This window comes from Streptomyces sp. NPDC048436 (genome assembly GCF_043200355.1).
In the GTDB taxonomy this organism is placed as follows: Bacteria; Actinomycetota; Actinomycetes; order Streptomycetales; family Streptomycetaceae; genus Streptomyces.
On record NZ_JBICXP010000003.1, the window covers coordinates 532,579 to 545,441 of the forward strand.

At 69.9% G+C, this 12,863-nt stretch carries 10 protein-coding genes; 8 read left to right on the forward strand and 2 right to left on the reverse strand.

Annotation, left to right across the window (positions count from 1 at the left end; all coding sequences use genetic code 11):
• Positions 1-13: 13 nt before the first annotated feature.
• Both ACGFX9_RS13385 and ACGFX9_RS13390 read right to left on the reverse strand, forming a co-directional pair.
• Positions 14-1,963 (reverse strand): molybdopterin oxidoreductase family protein, encoded by a 1,950-nt coding sequence (locus ACGFX9_RS13385; protein WP_393469614.1) that lies wholly within the window; start codon positions 1,961-1,963, stop codon positions 14-16.
• Positions 1,964-1,973: 10 nt separating this feature from the next.
• Complete coding sequence (locus tag ACGFX9_RS13390; protein WP_393469617.1) at positions 1,974-2,951, reverse strand: 2-dehydropantoate 2-reductase; 978 nt, start codon at positions 2,949-2,951, stop codon at positions 1,974-1,976.
• Positions 2,952-3,146: 195 nt separating this feature from the next.
• Between ACGFX9_RS13390 and ACGFX9_RS13395 the strand changes: the two genes are divergently transcribed.
• From ACGFX9_RS13395 to ACGFX9_RS13430, 8 genes are all read left to right on the forward strand, one after another.
• The gene (locus ACGFX9_RS13395) at positions 3,147-4,481 is read left to right on the forward strand and encodes an OFA family MFS transporter (protein WP_393469620.1); all 1,335 of its coding nucleotides are present in this window, start codon (positions 3,147-3,149) and stop codon (positions 4,479-4,481) included.
• 235 nt (positions 4,482-4,716) lie between these two features.
• A complete protein-coding gene (locus tag ACGFX9_RS13400; RefSeq protein WP_393469623.1) occupies positions 4,717-5,664 on the forward strand; it encodes a beta-ketoacyl-ACP synthase III in 948 nt (315 codons plus the stop codon).
• A gap of 97 nt (positions 5,665-5,761) precedes the next feature.
• Positions 5,762-6,439 carry a GntR family transcriptional regulator gene (locus tag ACGFX9_RS13405; RefSeq protein ID WP_393469626.1) on the forward strand — a complete coding sequence of 226 codons (678 nt, stop codon included), beginning with the start codon at positions 5,762-5,764 and terminating at the stop codon, positions 6,437-6,439.
• Positions 6,440-6,624: 185 nt separating this feature from the next.
• On the forward strand, positions 6,625-7,806 hold the full coding sequence (locus tag ACGFX9_RS13410; protein WP_393469629.1) for an ROK family protein: 1,182 nt from the start codon (positions 6,625-6,627) through the stop codon (positions 7,804-7,806).
• 118 nt (positions 7,807-7,924) lie between these two features.
• Positions 7,925-9,442, forward strand: a complete 1,518-nt coding sequence (locus tag ACGFX9_RS13415) for a sugar ABC transporter ATP-binding protein (protein WP_393469631.1) — start codon at positions 7,925-7,927, stop codon at positions 9,440-9,442.
• The gene (locus ACGFX9_RS13420) at positions 9,439-10,458 is read left to right on the forward strand and encodes an ABC transporter permease (RefSeq protein ID WP_393469634.1); all 1,020 of its coding nucleotides are present in this window, start codon (positions 9,439-9,441) and stop codon (positions 10,456-10,458) included. The genes ACGFX9_RS13415 and ACGFX9_RS13420 overlap by 4 nt, the downstream gene beginning before the upstream one ends.
• Before the next feature lie 56 nt (positions 10,459-10,514).
• Complete coding sequence (locus ACGFX9_RS13425; RefSeq protein ID WP_393469637.1) at positions 10,515-11,567, forward strand: substrate-binding domain-containing protein; 1,053 nt, start codon at positions 10,515-10,517, stop codon at positions 11,565-11,567.
• Positions 11,568-11,615: 48 nt separating this feature from the next.
• Complete coding sequence (locus ACGFX9_RS13430) at positions 11,616-12,857, forward strand: Gfo/Idh/MocA family protein (protein WP_393469640.1); 1,242 nt, start codon at positions 11,616-11,618, stop codon at positions 12,855-12,857.
• Positions 12,858-12,863 lie beyond the last annotated feature (6 nt).

Below are 12,863 nucleotides of genomic sequence, written 5' to 3' on the forward strand. Positions count from 1 at the left end.
CGTCACCCTCACCTCAGCTCACTGGCGAACTGGCTCCAGCCGGCTCGGCCGGCTCGGCCAGCTTGTCGATTCGTATCGCCGACGCCTTGAACTCCGCCGTGCCCGCGATCGGGCAATTGGCCTCGATCGTGAGCTGGTTGGTGTCGACCTCGTCGGGAAAGTGCATGGTCATGAAGGCGAGACCGGGGCGGAGTCCGGTGTCCACCCATACGGGCGCCGTCACCGTCCCGCGCCGCGAGGAGACGCGGACCTCCTCGCCCACCACGACCCCGTACCGCTCGGCGTCCTCCGGGCACAGCTCCACGTACTCGCCGCGCCGCAGCGGAGAGGCGAAACTCCCGCTCTGCACACCGGTGTTGTAGGAGTCCAGGCGACGGCCCGTCGTGAGCCGGATCGGGTACGTGTCGTCCGTGAGGTCCACCGGCGGGTCGTGCGCGACGAGACCGAAGGGCGCGAGTACGCCGCGCCGCGCGGGGTCCGACTCCCACAACCTGCCGTGCAGATACGTCGGTTCGACCCGGTCCTCCGATGGGCAGGGCCACTGGATGCCCTGCAACGACTCAAGACGGTCGTACGTCATGCCCCAGTGGTCCGGCGACACCGACCGCAGCTCGTCCCAGACCGACTGCGCGTCCGCGTACTTCCAGTCGTGGCCGAGCCGTTCGGCGAGATCGCAGAGGATGTCGATGTCCTCGCGCGCCTCACCGGGCGGTTGAAGGGCCTTGCGTACCCGCTGCACGCGACGCTCGCTGTTGGTCGTCGTACCGTCGGTCTCCGCCCAGGCGGCGGTCGCCGGCAGTACGACATCGGCCAACTCGGCTGTCTTCGTAAGGAAGATGTCCTGTACGACGAGGAAGTCCAGGGCACGCATCCGCCGCACGGCCTGCTCGCTGTCCGCCTCGGACTGCGCGGGGTTCTCGCCGATGCAGTAGACGGCCTTGAGCGCGCCCTCCTCCATCGCCTCGAACATCTCCGTCAGGTTCAGCCCGTAGCCGGGCTGGATGACGGTGTCCCAGGCCGTCTCGAACTTCAGCCGGCTCTCCGGGTCGAGGATGTCCTGGAAGCCGGGCAGCCGGTTGGGGATGGCGCCCATGTCGCCGCCGCCCTGCACGTTGTTCTGGCCGCGCAGGGGTTGCAGGCCCGAGCCGTAACGGCCCACGTGCCCGGTCAGGAGCGAGAGGTTGATCAGCGCGCGGACGTTGTCCGTGCCGTTGTGGTGCTCGGTGATCCCGAGCGTCCAGCACAGCTGCGCCCGCTCGGCGCGCGCGTACACGTGCGCCAACTCCTTGATGGCGGCGGCCGGTACGCCCGTCACCTTCTCGGCGAGGGAGAGCGTCCACGGCTCGACCAGGGCCGCGTACTCCTCGAAGCCGGACGTGGCACGCTCGATGAACGCCCGGTTGGCCAGGCCCGCGTGGATGATCTCGCGGCCGATCGCGTGCGCCATCGGGATGTCCGTGCCGACGTTCAGGCCGAGCCAGCTCTCCGCCCACTCGGCGGTCTTCGTGCGGCGCGGGTCGACAGCGTACATACGGGCGCCGTTCCTGATCCCCTTCAGGACGTGCTGGAAGAAAATCGGGTGCGCGAAGCGGGCGTTGGAGCCCCACATCACGATCAGATCGGTGTGCTCGACCTCTTCGTAAGAAGAGGTGCCGCCGCCCGATCCGAAGGCGGCCGTCAGGCCCGCGACGCTCGGCGCGTGGCAGGTGCGGTTGCAGGAGTCGACGTTGTTCGTGCCCATCACCACGCGGGCGAACTTCTGCGCCACGTAGTTCATTTCGTTGGTCGCGCGGGCGCAGGAGAACAACCCGAACGCGCCGCGCGCCGCCTCAAGTCCCGACGCGGTCCTGGACAGTGCCTCCTCCCAGGTGGCCCGGCGCAACGGCTCGTCACGCGAGTCGCGCACGAGGGGGTGGGTGAGCCGGGCGTACGTCTTGGGCACCCGGTCCCGTTTCTTGCTCATGCCGCGTTCCTCATGCCGCGCTCCTCATGCGGTCGGCCAGCAGATCCGAGATGGCGTGGACGGTACGGAGCGTCGGCACCGGAACCCCGGTGATCTCCGCGAGTTCCACGACGGCCGCGAGCAGCACGTCGAGTTCCAGCGGTTTGCCGCGCTCCAGGTCCTGGAGTGTGGAGGTGCGGTGGTCGCCGACGCGTTCGGCGCCCGCGAGGCGCCGCTCGACGGAGATGTCGGGGCGGCAGCCGAGTGCCGCCGCGACGGCGAGCGTCTCGTTCATCATGATCTCGATGACGCGGCGCGTGCCGCCGTGCAGGCACATCTCGCGCATCGTGGCGCGGGAGAGCGCGCTGATCGGGTTGAAGGAGATGTTGCCGAGCAGCTTGATCCAGATGTCGCCGCGCAGTTCGGGCTCGACGGGGCACTTCAGGCCGCCCGCCTGCATCGCCTCGCTGAACGCGAGACAGCGCTCGGAGCGCGAGCGGTCGGGCTCCCCCACGGAGAACCGGGTGCCTTCCAAGTGCCTTACGACACCCGGCCCTTCGAGCTCGGTCGCCGCGTACACCACGCAGCCGATGGCCCGTTCGGGCGCGATCACCGCACTGACCGCGCCCTCGGGGTCCACACTGCTGACGCGGTGGCCGTCGTGCGGGCCGCCGTGCCGGTGGAAGTACCACCAGGGGATGCCGTTCTGGGCGGCCACCACCGCCGTCCGCTCGTGCAGGAGCGGCTCGATCAGCGGCCCGCACGCCGCGTACGAGTTGGCCTTCAGGCCCAGGAAGACGAAGTCGACGGGGCCGATGTCGGCCGGGTCGTCGGTGGCGTGGGCCCGCGCGGTGAAGTCACCGCGGGGGCTGTGGACACGTACTCCGTGCTGCCTCATGGCCGCCAGATGCGGTCCACGGGCGACGAGATGGACGTCGGCGCCGGCGCGGTGCAGCGCGGCTCCGACATAGGCGCCGATCGCACCGGCGCCAAGGACTGCGACTCTCACGGTGGCGCGCTCCGTTCGGTCGAGGGTTCCGAAGAAGGCTCAGGATCGACATCGCATGCCATAACTGTCGATGGAATATTGTCTACAGTATGGAACTTGGCCCAGCAAGGGGTTGCGCGGCACATTGCATACCGTCGACGGAATCGGGCTCGGCCCCTTCCCAACTCCCCCCTTGTCTTCCTACTGTTCGGGATCATGAGGCCCCCCGTCGCACCTCCCGGATGGAGCCGCTGGCTCGTACCGCCCGCCGCCCTGTCCGTGCACCTCTCCATCGGCCAGGCCTACGCCTGGAGCGTCTTCAAACCCCCGCTGGAATCAGCACTCCACCTCAGCGGCACCCAGAGCGCGCTCCCCTTCCAGCTCGGCATCGTGATGCTCGGCCTCTCGGCGGCCTTCGGCGGCACCCTCGTGGAGCGCAACGGACCGCGCTGGGCGATGACGGTCGCCCTCGTCTGCTTCTCGTCCGGCTTCCTGATCGCGGCGCTCGGCGCGGCGATCAGCCAGTACTGGCTGATCGTCTTCGGGTACGGCTTCGTCGGCGGGATAGGCCTCGGCATCGGCTACATCTCGCCCGTCTCGACCCTGATCAAGTGGTTCCCCGACCGCCCCGGCATGGCGACCGGCATCGCGATCATGGGCTTCGGCGGCGGCGCGCTCATCGCCTCGCCCTGGTCCGCCCAGATGCTGGACTCCTTCGGCGCGGACAACGAGGGCATCGCGCTCGCCTTCCTCGTGCACGGCCTGACATACGCCGCCTTCATGGGACTCGGCGTGCTCCTGGTGCGGGTGCCGCGTACGGAAGGGGCGCGGGCGCCCGGTGCTCCCGGGGTGCTCGACGGGCCCCAGGTGTCGGCGCGCGCCGCCGTACGGACGCCGCAGTTCTGGTGCCTGTGGATCGTGCTCTGCATGAACGTGACCGCGGGCATCGGCATCCTGGAGAAGGCGGCGCCGATGATCACCGACTTCTTCTCCGACACCTCCACGCCGGTCTCCGTATCGGCCGCGGCGGGCTTCGTCGCCCTGCTCTCGGCCGCCAACATGGCCGGACGCATCGGCTGGTCATCGACGTCCGACCTCATCGGCCGCAAGAACGTCTACCGCGTCTACCTGGGCGTCGGGGCGCTGATGTATCTGCTGCTCGTCCTGTTCGGGGACGCGTCGAAGCCGCTCTTCATCGTCTGCGCCCTGGTGATCCTCTCCTTCTACGGAGGCGGCTTCGCGACCATCCCCGCCTACCTGAAGGACCTGTTCGGCACCTACCAGGTCGGCGCGATCCACGGCCGGCTGCTCACCGCCTGGTCCACGGCGGGCGTCCTCGGCCCGCTGATCGTCAACTGGGTCGCCGACCGTCAGGAGGAGGCGGGCAAACACGGGGCGGGGCTCTACGGCCTCTCCCTGACGATCATGATCGGTCTGCTGGTCATCGGCTTCGTGGCGAACGAGTTCGTACGTCCCGTCCATACCCGCCACCACATTCCGGCCCCGAGGGAGGAAGCCCATGACGGCACCGACCAGCACGCCGCCAAATAATCCGCCGCGCCGCCGGGGACTGATCGTCGCCGCGTGGCTCTGGGTGGGGCTTCCGCTCGGATATGGGCTGTATGAGCTCGTACACAAGGCCACCCAGCTCTTCACCGGGTGACCGGATGATGAGAAGTATCCAAAGCCCACGCCCGATTCCTGTCGCTTTACGCGTCCTGTTACTGGCGAGTCGCTGACCAGACTGGACGGTCCCGCATCTCCGGCAACAAGAGGGGACCCGTTCATGCACGGCTCACGCATCGCCGCCATCGGCCACTATCAGCCCGCCAAGATCCTCACCAACGAGGACCTGGCGGGCATGGTCGACACCAGCGACGAGTGGATCCGGTCCCGTGTGGGCATCCGTACCCGTCACATCGCGGGCCCGGACGAGCCGGTCGACGAGCTCGCCGCGCAGGCCGGGGCCAAGGCCGTCGCCGCTGCGGGCCTCACGCCCGACGCCATCGACCTGGTGCTGGTCGCCACGTCCACCGCGATCGACCGCTCGCCGAACATGGCGGCCCGGGTGGCGGCCCGCCTCGGCATCCCGTCGCCGGCCGCCATGGACATCAACGTGGTGTGCGCGGGCTTCACGCACGCGCTCGCCACCGCCGACCATGCCGTGCGGGCCGGGGGCGCGACCCGCGCCCTGGTGATCGGCGCGGACAAGATGTCCGAGGTTGCCGACTGGACGGACCGCACCACGTGCGTCCTGGTCGGGGACGGCGCGGGCGCGGCAGTCGTCGAGGCGTGCGCCCCGGACGAGGCGCCCGGCATCGGCCCGGTGCTCTGGGGCTCGGTGCCCGAGATGGGCAACGCCGTCCGCATCGAGGGCACACCCCCGCGTTTCGCGCAGGAGGGGCAGAGCGTCTACCGCTGGGCGACGACCCAGCTGCCGCCGCTGGCCCGCAAGGCCTGTGAGCGGGCCGGTCTCACCCCGGCGGACCTGGCGGCGGTCGTCCTGCACCAGGCCAACCTGCGCATCATCGAGCCGCTCGCCGAGCGGATCGGCGCGGTCAACGCGGTCGTCGCGCGCGACGTCGTGAACTCCGGCAACACCTCGGCGGGCAGCATCCCGCTCGCCCTGTCCAAGCTGGTGGAGCGCGGCGAGATCAACCACGGGGACCCGGTGCTGCTCTTCGGCTTCGGCGGCAACCTGTCGTACGCGGGACAGGTCATCCGCTGCCCGTAGCGGGGCCGCGCCATGTGACAGGCCCAACTCCCTCTGGTGCTGGCCATTGTGCTCGGTAGACTGTAGACAAAAGGCAATCGTCGACGAGGGGACCGCGATGTTGTCCACAGGACTGCCGCAGGGGGCGGTGCCCAGGCTCGAACGCCCCGGTCCGCTCCGGGAGCGGGTCTACGAAGCGCTGCTCGAACTCATCACGACCCGTGCGCTGCAGCCGGGCCAGCATCTGGTGGAGAGCGAACTGGCCGGACACCTCGGGGTGTCGCGCCAGCCCGTGCGGGAGGCGCTGCAGCGGCTCAACACCGAGGGCTGGGTCGATCTGCGGCCCGCGCAGGGCGCGTTCGTGCACGAGCCCACCGAGGAGGAGGCGGACCAGCTGCTCACGGTCCGTACGCTCCTTGAGGCGGAGGCCGCCCGGCTCGCTGCGGCCAACACGGGTACCGCGGGCATCACCGCCCTCGAAGAGCTGTGCGCCAAGGGGGAGCAGGCCGTCGCCGAGGGTGAGGTGGACTCGGTGGTGACCATCAACGCCGCCTTCCACGCCAAGGTCATGGAGCTCGCGGGCAATGTCGTCCTGGCCGAGCTCGCAGGACAGGTGGACCGACGGGTGCGGTGGTACTACACGCCGGTGGCCCGCCAGCGCGGCAAGCAGTCCTGGATCGAGCACCGTGCGCTGATCGCGGCGATCGCCGAGCGCGACGAGCGCAGGGCCACGGAGATCATGCGCGCGCACACCGAGCACACGCGGGAGACGTACCACCGGCGCGAGCGCGACTAGCGCGCCCGCGGGCTCCCCGCCACCCTTTGTCCTGTGACTGGAGAAAGTCATGGGTAATTCCTGCGCAACTTCTTCCCACCCCCGGCAGGCGCTGCTACGTTCCCCTCCAAAGCCCGACGCGAGAGACGAAAGTCGGGCGTGACGGCGTGAGTTGCCTATGAGGCGGGGAGGGGCGCGTGAGACGTATGACGGCTCGACCCGCCAATGCACACCAGGCGCGACTGCTGCGGCTGCTGCGTGACGGAGGGCCCAACTCCCGTGCCCAGCTGGGCGATCAGGTCGACCTCTCGCGGTCGAAGCTGGCCGTCGAGGTGGACCGGCTCCTGGAGACCGGACTCGTGGTCGCCGACGGACTCGCCGCCTCGCGCGGCGGCCGCCGCTCCCACAACATCCGCCTGGCCCCCGCCCTCCGCTTCCTCGGTGTGGACATCGGCGCGACCTCGGTCGACGTAGCGGTGACCAACGCCGAGCTGGAGGTCCTCGGCCACATCAACCAGCCCATGGACGTGCGCGAGGGCCCGGTCGCGGTCTTCGAGCAAGTCCTCGCCATGGCGGCCAAGTTGAAGGCCTCCGGGCTCGCGGAAGGGTTCGACGGCGCCGGAATCGGCGTCCCGGGTCCCGTCCGCTTCCCCGAGGGCGTCCCGGTCGCCCCGCCGATCATGCCGGGGTGGGACGGCTTTCCCGTACGGGAGGCCATCAGCCAGGATCTCGGCTGCCCCGTCATGGTCGACAACGACGTGAACCTGATGGCGATGGGGGAACAGCACGCGGGCGTCGCACGCTCCGTGGGCGACTTCCTCTGCGTCAAGATCGGCACCGGCATCGGCTGCGGAATCGTCGTCGGCGGTGAGGTCTACCGAGGGGTGACCGGCAGCGCGGGCGACATCGGCCACATCCAGGTCGAGCCGGACGGGCGGCCCTGCGCCTGCGGCAACAAGGGCTGCCTCGAGGCGTACTTCAGCGGCGCGGCACTCGCCCGTGACGCCGAGGACGCCGCAGGTCAAGGGCTTTCACCGGAGCTCGCGACCCGCCTCGAAGCCGCCGGGAAGCTCAGCGCGGTGGATGTCGCCGCGGCGGCCGCCGCCGGTGACGCCACCGCACTCGACCTCATCCGCGCGGGCGGCAACCGCACCGGCCAGGTCATCGCGGGCCTCGTCAGCTTCTTCAACCCGGGCCTCGTGGTGATCGGCGGCGGGGTGACCGGCCTCGGCCACACGCTGCTCGCCGCCATCCGTACGCAGGTCTACCGCCAGTCGCTGCCCCTGGCGACCGGCAACCTCCCCATCGTCCTCGGCGAGCTGGGGCCGACCGCCGGAGTCATCGGCGGAGCCCGGCTCATCAGCGACCACCTGTTCTCGCCGGCCTGACGGCCGGTCCGTACGTCCCACCCCGTACGACCTTTTCAGCACACCTCACCCAGTACAGCGCCCTGCTCTGCCCTGCCCTGCCCGAAATCGTCGGCCGCACCCGCCCAAGGGAACCGTCATGGCACCAGAACCACCGCTGCTCACCATGTCCGGCATCACCAAGTCGTTCCCCGGCGTCCGCGCCCTCGACGGCGTCGACCTCCAGGTCCAGGCCGGTGAAGTGCACTGCCTGCTCGGCCAGAACGGCGCCGGGAAATCCACGCTCATCAAGGTCCTCGCCGGGGCCCACCAGCCCGACGACGGTGAGATCACCTGGCGCGGCGAGCGCACCACGCTCAAGTCGCCCATCGCCGCCATGCGCCTCGGCATCGCCACCATCTACCAGGAGCTCGACCTGGTGGAGGGCCTGTCCGTCGCCGAGAACGTCCACCTCGGGCATGAGCCCACCGCGGCCGGGTTCGTCGTCCGCGGCCGGGAGGCGAGAGCATCAACAGCCGCCCTGCTCAAGCGACTTGGGCACAAGGAGATCGATCCCGGAACGCTCGTCGGTGACCTCTCCGCGGCCCATCAGCAGATCGTCTCGATGGCCCGCGCGCTCTCCCACGAGGTCCGTCTGATCGTCATGGACGAGCCGTCGGCCGCCCTCGACCCCGACGAGGTCGACAACCTCTTCCGCATCGTCAGCGACCTCACGGCGGACGGCGTCGCCGTCGTCTACATCTCCCACCGCCTCGAAGAGATCCGCCGCATCGGCGACCGCGTCACCGTGCTCAAGGACGGCCGCGCGGTCGCGGGCGGACTCCCCGCCAAGGAGACCCCGACCCGCGAGGTCGTCGCCCTGATGACGGGCCGCAACGTCGAGTACGTCTTCCCGGACCGTCCCGTCGAACCGCCGGTCGCCGAACCGGTGTTGAAGGTGACCGGGCTGTCCCGCGACGGCGAGTTCGAACCCCTAGACCTCGAACTGCGCCCCGGAGAGATCGTCGGCCTGGCCGGACTCGTCGGCTCCGGACGCTCCGAGATCCTGGAGACGATCTACGGCGCCCGCAAGCCGACCTCCGGTCACGTCACCGTCGGCGGACAGACGTTGAGGCCCGGCAGCGTACGCGCCGCCGTCCGCGCGGGGCTCGGACTCGCCCCCGAGGAGCGCAAGGCGCAGGCCCTGCTGATGCTGGAGTCGGTCACCAACAACGTCTCCGTCTCCTCCATGTCCCGCTTCTCACGCGGCGGTTGGCTCGACCGGGGCGCCGAGAAGAAGGCCGCACAGGCCGCGACCCGCGAGCTGTCCCTGCGCCCCGACAACCCGACCGCCCCGGTACGCACCCTCTCCGGCGGCAATCAGCAGAAGGCCGTCCTGGCCCGCTGGCTGCTCCGCGGCTGCCGCGTCCTGCTGCTCGACGAGCCCACCCGCGGTGTGGACGTCGGCGCCCGCGCCGAGCTGTACGCCGTGATCCGCAGGCTCGCCGACGACGGCCTCGCCGTCCTGCTCGTCTCCAGCGAAGTGCCCGAAGTCCTCGGCCTCGCCGACCGCGTCCTGGTGCTCCGCGAGGGCCGCGTCGTCCATACGGCGCCCGCCCGTGACCTCGACGAACACCTCGTACTCGACCTCGTACTCGAAGGGAGCCCGGCGTCATGACGCAGCCCGCATCGCCGCCACGGCCCGCCGCATCGAAGAGCGAACCGGCGGACGGCGCAAGGCCGTTGCGGACGCTCACCGCGCGTGTCGACGTGCGGACGCTGTCCCTGCTCGGTGTGCTCGCCGTCCTCGTCCTGATCGGCGGTATCACCCAGCCCGACTCGTTCCTCGACACCGACAACGTCCAGCTGATCCTGACCCAGTCGTCCGTCATCGGCGTCGTCACGGTCGGCATGACGTTCGTGATCATCTCCGGCGGCATCGACCTGTCGGTCGGCGCCATCGTCGCCCTCGCCTCGGTCTGGGCGACGACGGTGGCCACCCAGGAGTACGGCTTCGCGGGCATCCTCTTCACCGCGGTGATCGTCGGCATGGCCTGCGGCCTCGTCAACGGCATGCTCATCGCGTACGGCGGGATGGTGCCGTTCATCGCGACGCTCGCGATGCTGGCCGCGGGCCGCGGCCTCGCCCTGCAGATCACCGACGGCAAGACGCAGATGGTCACCGTGGACGGGGTGCTGAAGCTCGGTGAGCGCGACTCCTACATCCTCGGCATCCCGCCGCTCGTGCTCGTCTTCGCCGCCGTCACCGTCGTCGGCTGGCTGCTCCTGAACCGCACCACCTTCGGGCGGCGCTCGGTCGCGGTCGGCGGCAACGCGGAAGCGGCCCGCCTCGCCGGCATCGACGTACGCAGGCAGCGGCTCTATCTCTACCTGCTCTCCGGGCTCTGCTGCGGGATCGCGGCCTTCCTGCTGATCATCCTCTCCGGGTCGGGCCAGAACACCAACGGCAACCTCTACGAGCTGGACGCCATCGCCGCGGCGATCATCGGCGGCACCCTGCTCAGCGGCGGCCGGGGCACCATCACCGGCTCCGTGCTCGGCGTACTGATCTTCATCACGATCCAGAACATCTTCGCGCTGAACAACCTCCAGAGCGACGTCCAGCAGATCGCCAAGGGGGCGATCATCGTCGCCGCCGTGCTTGTCCAGCGACGCACGGCCTCCCATACCTGACCCGCTCCCTTCTTGACCGCCGATCCCTGACCCGCAGACCCGAAGGGTTCACCGCCATGCCAGACACCTCTCCATTCGCGAGCCGCAGGGGACTGCTCTTCGGAGCAGCCGCCGTGTCCACCGGGGCCCTCATCACGGGGTGCACCAGCAACGATTCCAAGGACTCCGACAGCGCATCGGACAAGGACCAGCCGGTCGCCGACGACAAGCCGGGCAAGAAGGTCACCATCGGGTTCGCGGGGCCGCAGGCCGACCACGGCTGGCTCAACGCGATCAACGACAACGCCACGGAGCGGGCGAAGAAGTACTCGGACGTGACGCTGGAGTCCACCGAGGGCTCGAACGACACGGCCGCCCAGATCGGCCAGGTCGAGACGCTGATCAACAAGAAGGTCGACGTCCTGGTGATCCTGCCGGCCGACGGCAAGGCGCTCACCCAGGTCGGCCTGAAGGCCATGAAGGCGGGCATCCCCGTCGTCAACCTCGACCGGGTCTTCGCCTCCCCGCAGGCCTACCGCTGCTGGATCGGCGGCGACAACTACGGCATGGGGCTCAACGCCGGGCACTACATCGGCGAGAAGCTCAAGGGCAAGAAGAACGCCAAGGTCGTCGAGCTCGCGGGCCTGGACAACCTGGAGCTGACCAAGCAGCGCTCGAAGGGCTTCGACGACGCCCTGAAGAACTACTCGAACATCGAGAAGGTCGCCCGGCAGGCCGCCGAGTTCACCGTCGAGTCCGGCCAGTCCAAGATGGCCCAGCTCCTCCAGGCGCAGAAGAACTTCGACGCCCTGTGGAACCACGACGACGACCAGGGCGTGGGCGCCCTGCGCGCCATCAAGCAGGCGGGCCGTGACGACTTCCTCATGGTCGGCGGCGCCGGGGCGCTCTCCGCGATGCAGGCCATCGAGTCCGACGACAGCGTCCTGAAGGCCACCGTCCTCTACCCGCCGACGATGGCCGCCTCCGCGATCGACCTGGCGCGTGCGCTCGGGCAGAGCAAGGGCGTCAGCGGCATGGCCGAGCTGGAGATCCCGGCCTTCATCACGCTGTACTCCGCGGTCGTCGACAAGGACAACCTCTCCAAGTACATGTCCACCGGCTTCAAGTGATGCGCGCTTCCGCACCCCCCACCGAGCGATTACGAGGAGGAGTACCGCATGCGTGAGACGGAACACGAGGCTGGGACAGGTAAGCGGCCACTGGGGGTGGGCATGGTCGGATACGCCTTCATGGGCGCCGCCCACTCCCAGGGCTGGCGCACCGTCGGACGCGTCTTCGATCTGCCCGTGCGGCCGGTCCTCTCGGCGGTCTGCGGACGCGACGGCAGTGCCGTGCGCGCCGCCGCGGACCGGCTCGGGTGGGCGGCGGCGGAGACCGACTGGCGCGCCCTCGTGGCCCGTGACGACGTCGACATCATCGACATCTGCACCCCTGGGGACAGCCACGCGGAGATCGCGATCGCCGCGCTCGACGCGGGCAAACACGTGCTGTGCGAGAAGCCCCTCGCCAACACCGTCGAGGAGGCGGAGGCGATGGCCGAAGCCGCCGAACGGGCCCGCGCACGGGGGCAGGTGGCCATGGTCGGCTTCAACTACCGCCGGGTGCCGGCCCTCGCGCTCGCCCGGCAGATGGTCGCCGAGGGGCGGCTCGGCACGCTGCGGCACGTGCGGGTCACCTACCTCCAGGACTGGCTGGTCGACCCCGGCTTCCCGCTGACCTGGCGGCTGCGCAAGGACCGTGCGGGTTCGGGCGCGCTCGGCGATCTCGGCGCGCACATCGTGGACCTCGCGCAGTTCCTGGTGGGGGAGCCGGTGGCGGGGGTCTCGGCGCTGACCGAGACGTTCGTACGGGAGCGGCCGCTGCTGGAGGGGGCGTCCAGCGGGCTCACCGCCGAGGGCGGCTCCGCGAGTGGTCCGGAGGGTGGCTCCGCGAGTGGTCAGGTCACGGTGGACGACGCGGCCGTCTTCACCGGCCGCTTCCCCTCGGGCGCCCTCGCCTCCTTCGAGGCGACGCGGTTCGCCGCGGGCCGCAAGAACGCCCTGCGCCTCGAACTCAACGGCTCCGGCGGCTCGTTGGCCTTCGACCTGGAGCGCCTGAACGAGCTCTCCTTCCACGATCACTCGGAGCCCGCCACATCATCGGGCTTCCGCCGCATCCTGGTGACCGAGCCGGGACACCCCTACCTGGAGGCCTGGTGGCCGCCGGGTCATGGCCTCGGCTACGAGCACACCTTCGTGCACCAGGCCCGCGATCTGCTGCACGCCATCGCCTCGGGGGAGCAGCCCGAACCGTCTTTCTCCGCGGGCCTTTCGGTGCAGCGGGTGCTCGCCGCGGTGGAGGAGAGCGCGGCGAAGAACTCGGTCTACACCCTTGTAGCTGCCACTCCCGTCACGGTCTGAGGAGGA

What these genes read in the sequence shown, in the direction of transcription:
- ACGFX9_RS13385 (WP_393469614.1), bottom strand. Translation starts at nt 1,963, where the DNA reads ATGAGCAAGAAACGGGACCGGGTGCCCAAGACGTACGCCCGGCTCACC.
- ACGFX9_RS13395 (WP_393469620.1), top strand. Translation starts at nt 3,147, where the DNA reads ATGAGGCCCCCCGTCGCACCTCCCGGATGGAGCCGCTGGCTCGTACCG.
- ACGFX9_RS13400 (WP_393469623.1), top strand. Translation starts at nt 4,717, where the DNA reads ATGCACGGCTCACGCATCGCCGCCATCGGCCACTATCAGCCCGCCAAG.
- ACGFX9_RS13405 (WP_393469626.1), top strand. Translation starts at nt 5,762, where the DNA reads ATGTTGTCCACAGGACTGCCGCAGGGGGCGGTGCCCAGGCTCGAACGC.
- ACGFX9_RS13410 (WP_393469629.1), top strand. Translation starts at nt 6,625, where the DNA reads ATGACGGCTCGACCCGCCAATGCACACCAGGCGCGACTGCTGCGGCTG.
- ACGFX9_RS13415 (WP_393469631.1), top strand. Translation starts at nt 7,925, where the DNA reads ATGGCACCAGAACCACCGCTGCTCACCATGTCCGGCATCACCAAGTCG.
- ACGFX9_RS13420 (WP_393469634.1), top strand. Translation starts at nt 9,439, where the DNA reads ATGACGCAGCCCGCATCGCCGCCACGGCCCGCCGCATCGAAGAGCGAA.
- ACGFX9_RS13425 (WP_393469637.1), top strand. Translation starts at nt 10,515, where the DNA reads ATGCCAGACACCTCTCCATTCGCGAGCCGCAGGGGACTGCTCTTCGGA.
- ACGFX9_RS13430 (WP_393469640.1), top strand. Translation starts at nt 11,616, where the DNA reads ATGCGTGAGACGGAACACGAGGCTGGGACAGGTAAGCGGCCACTGGGG.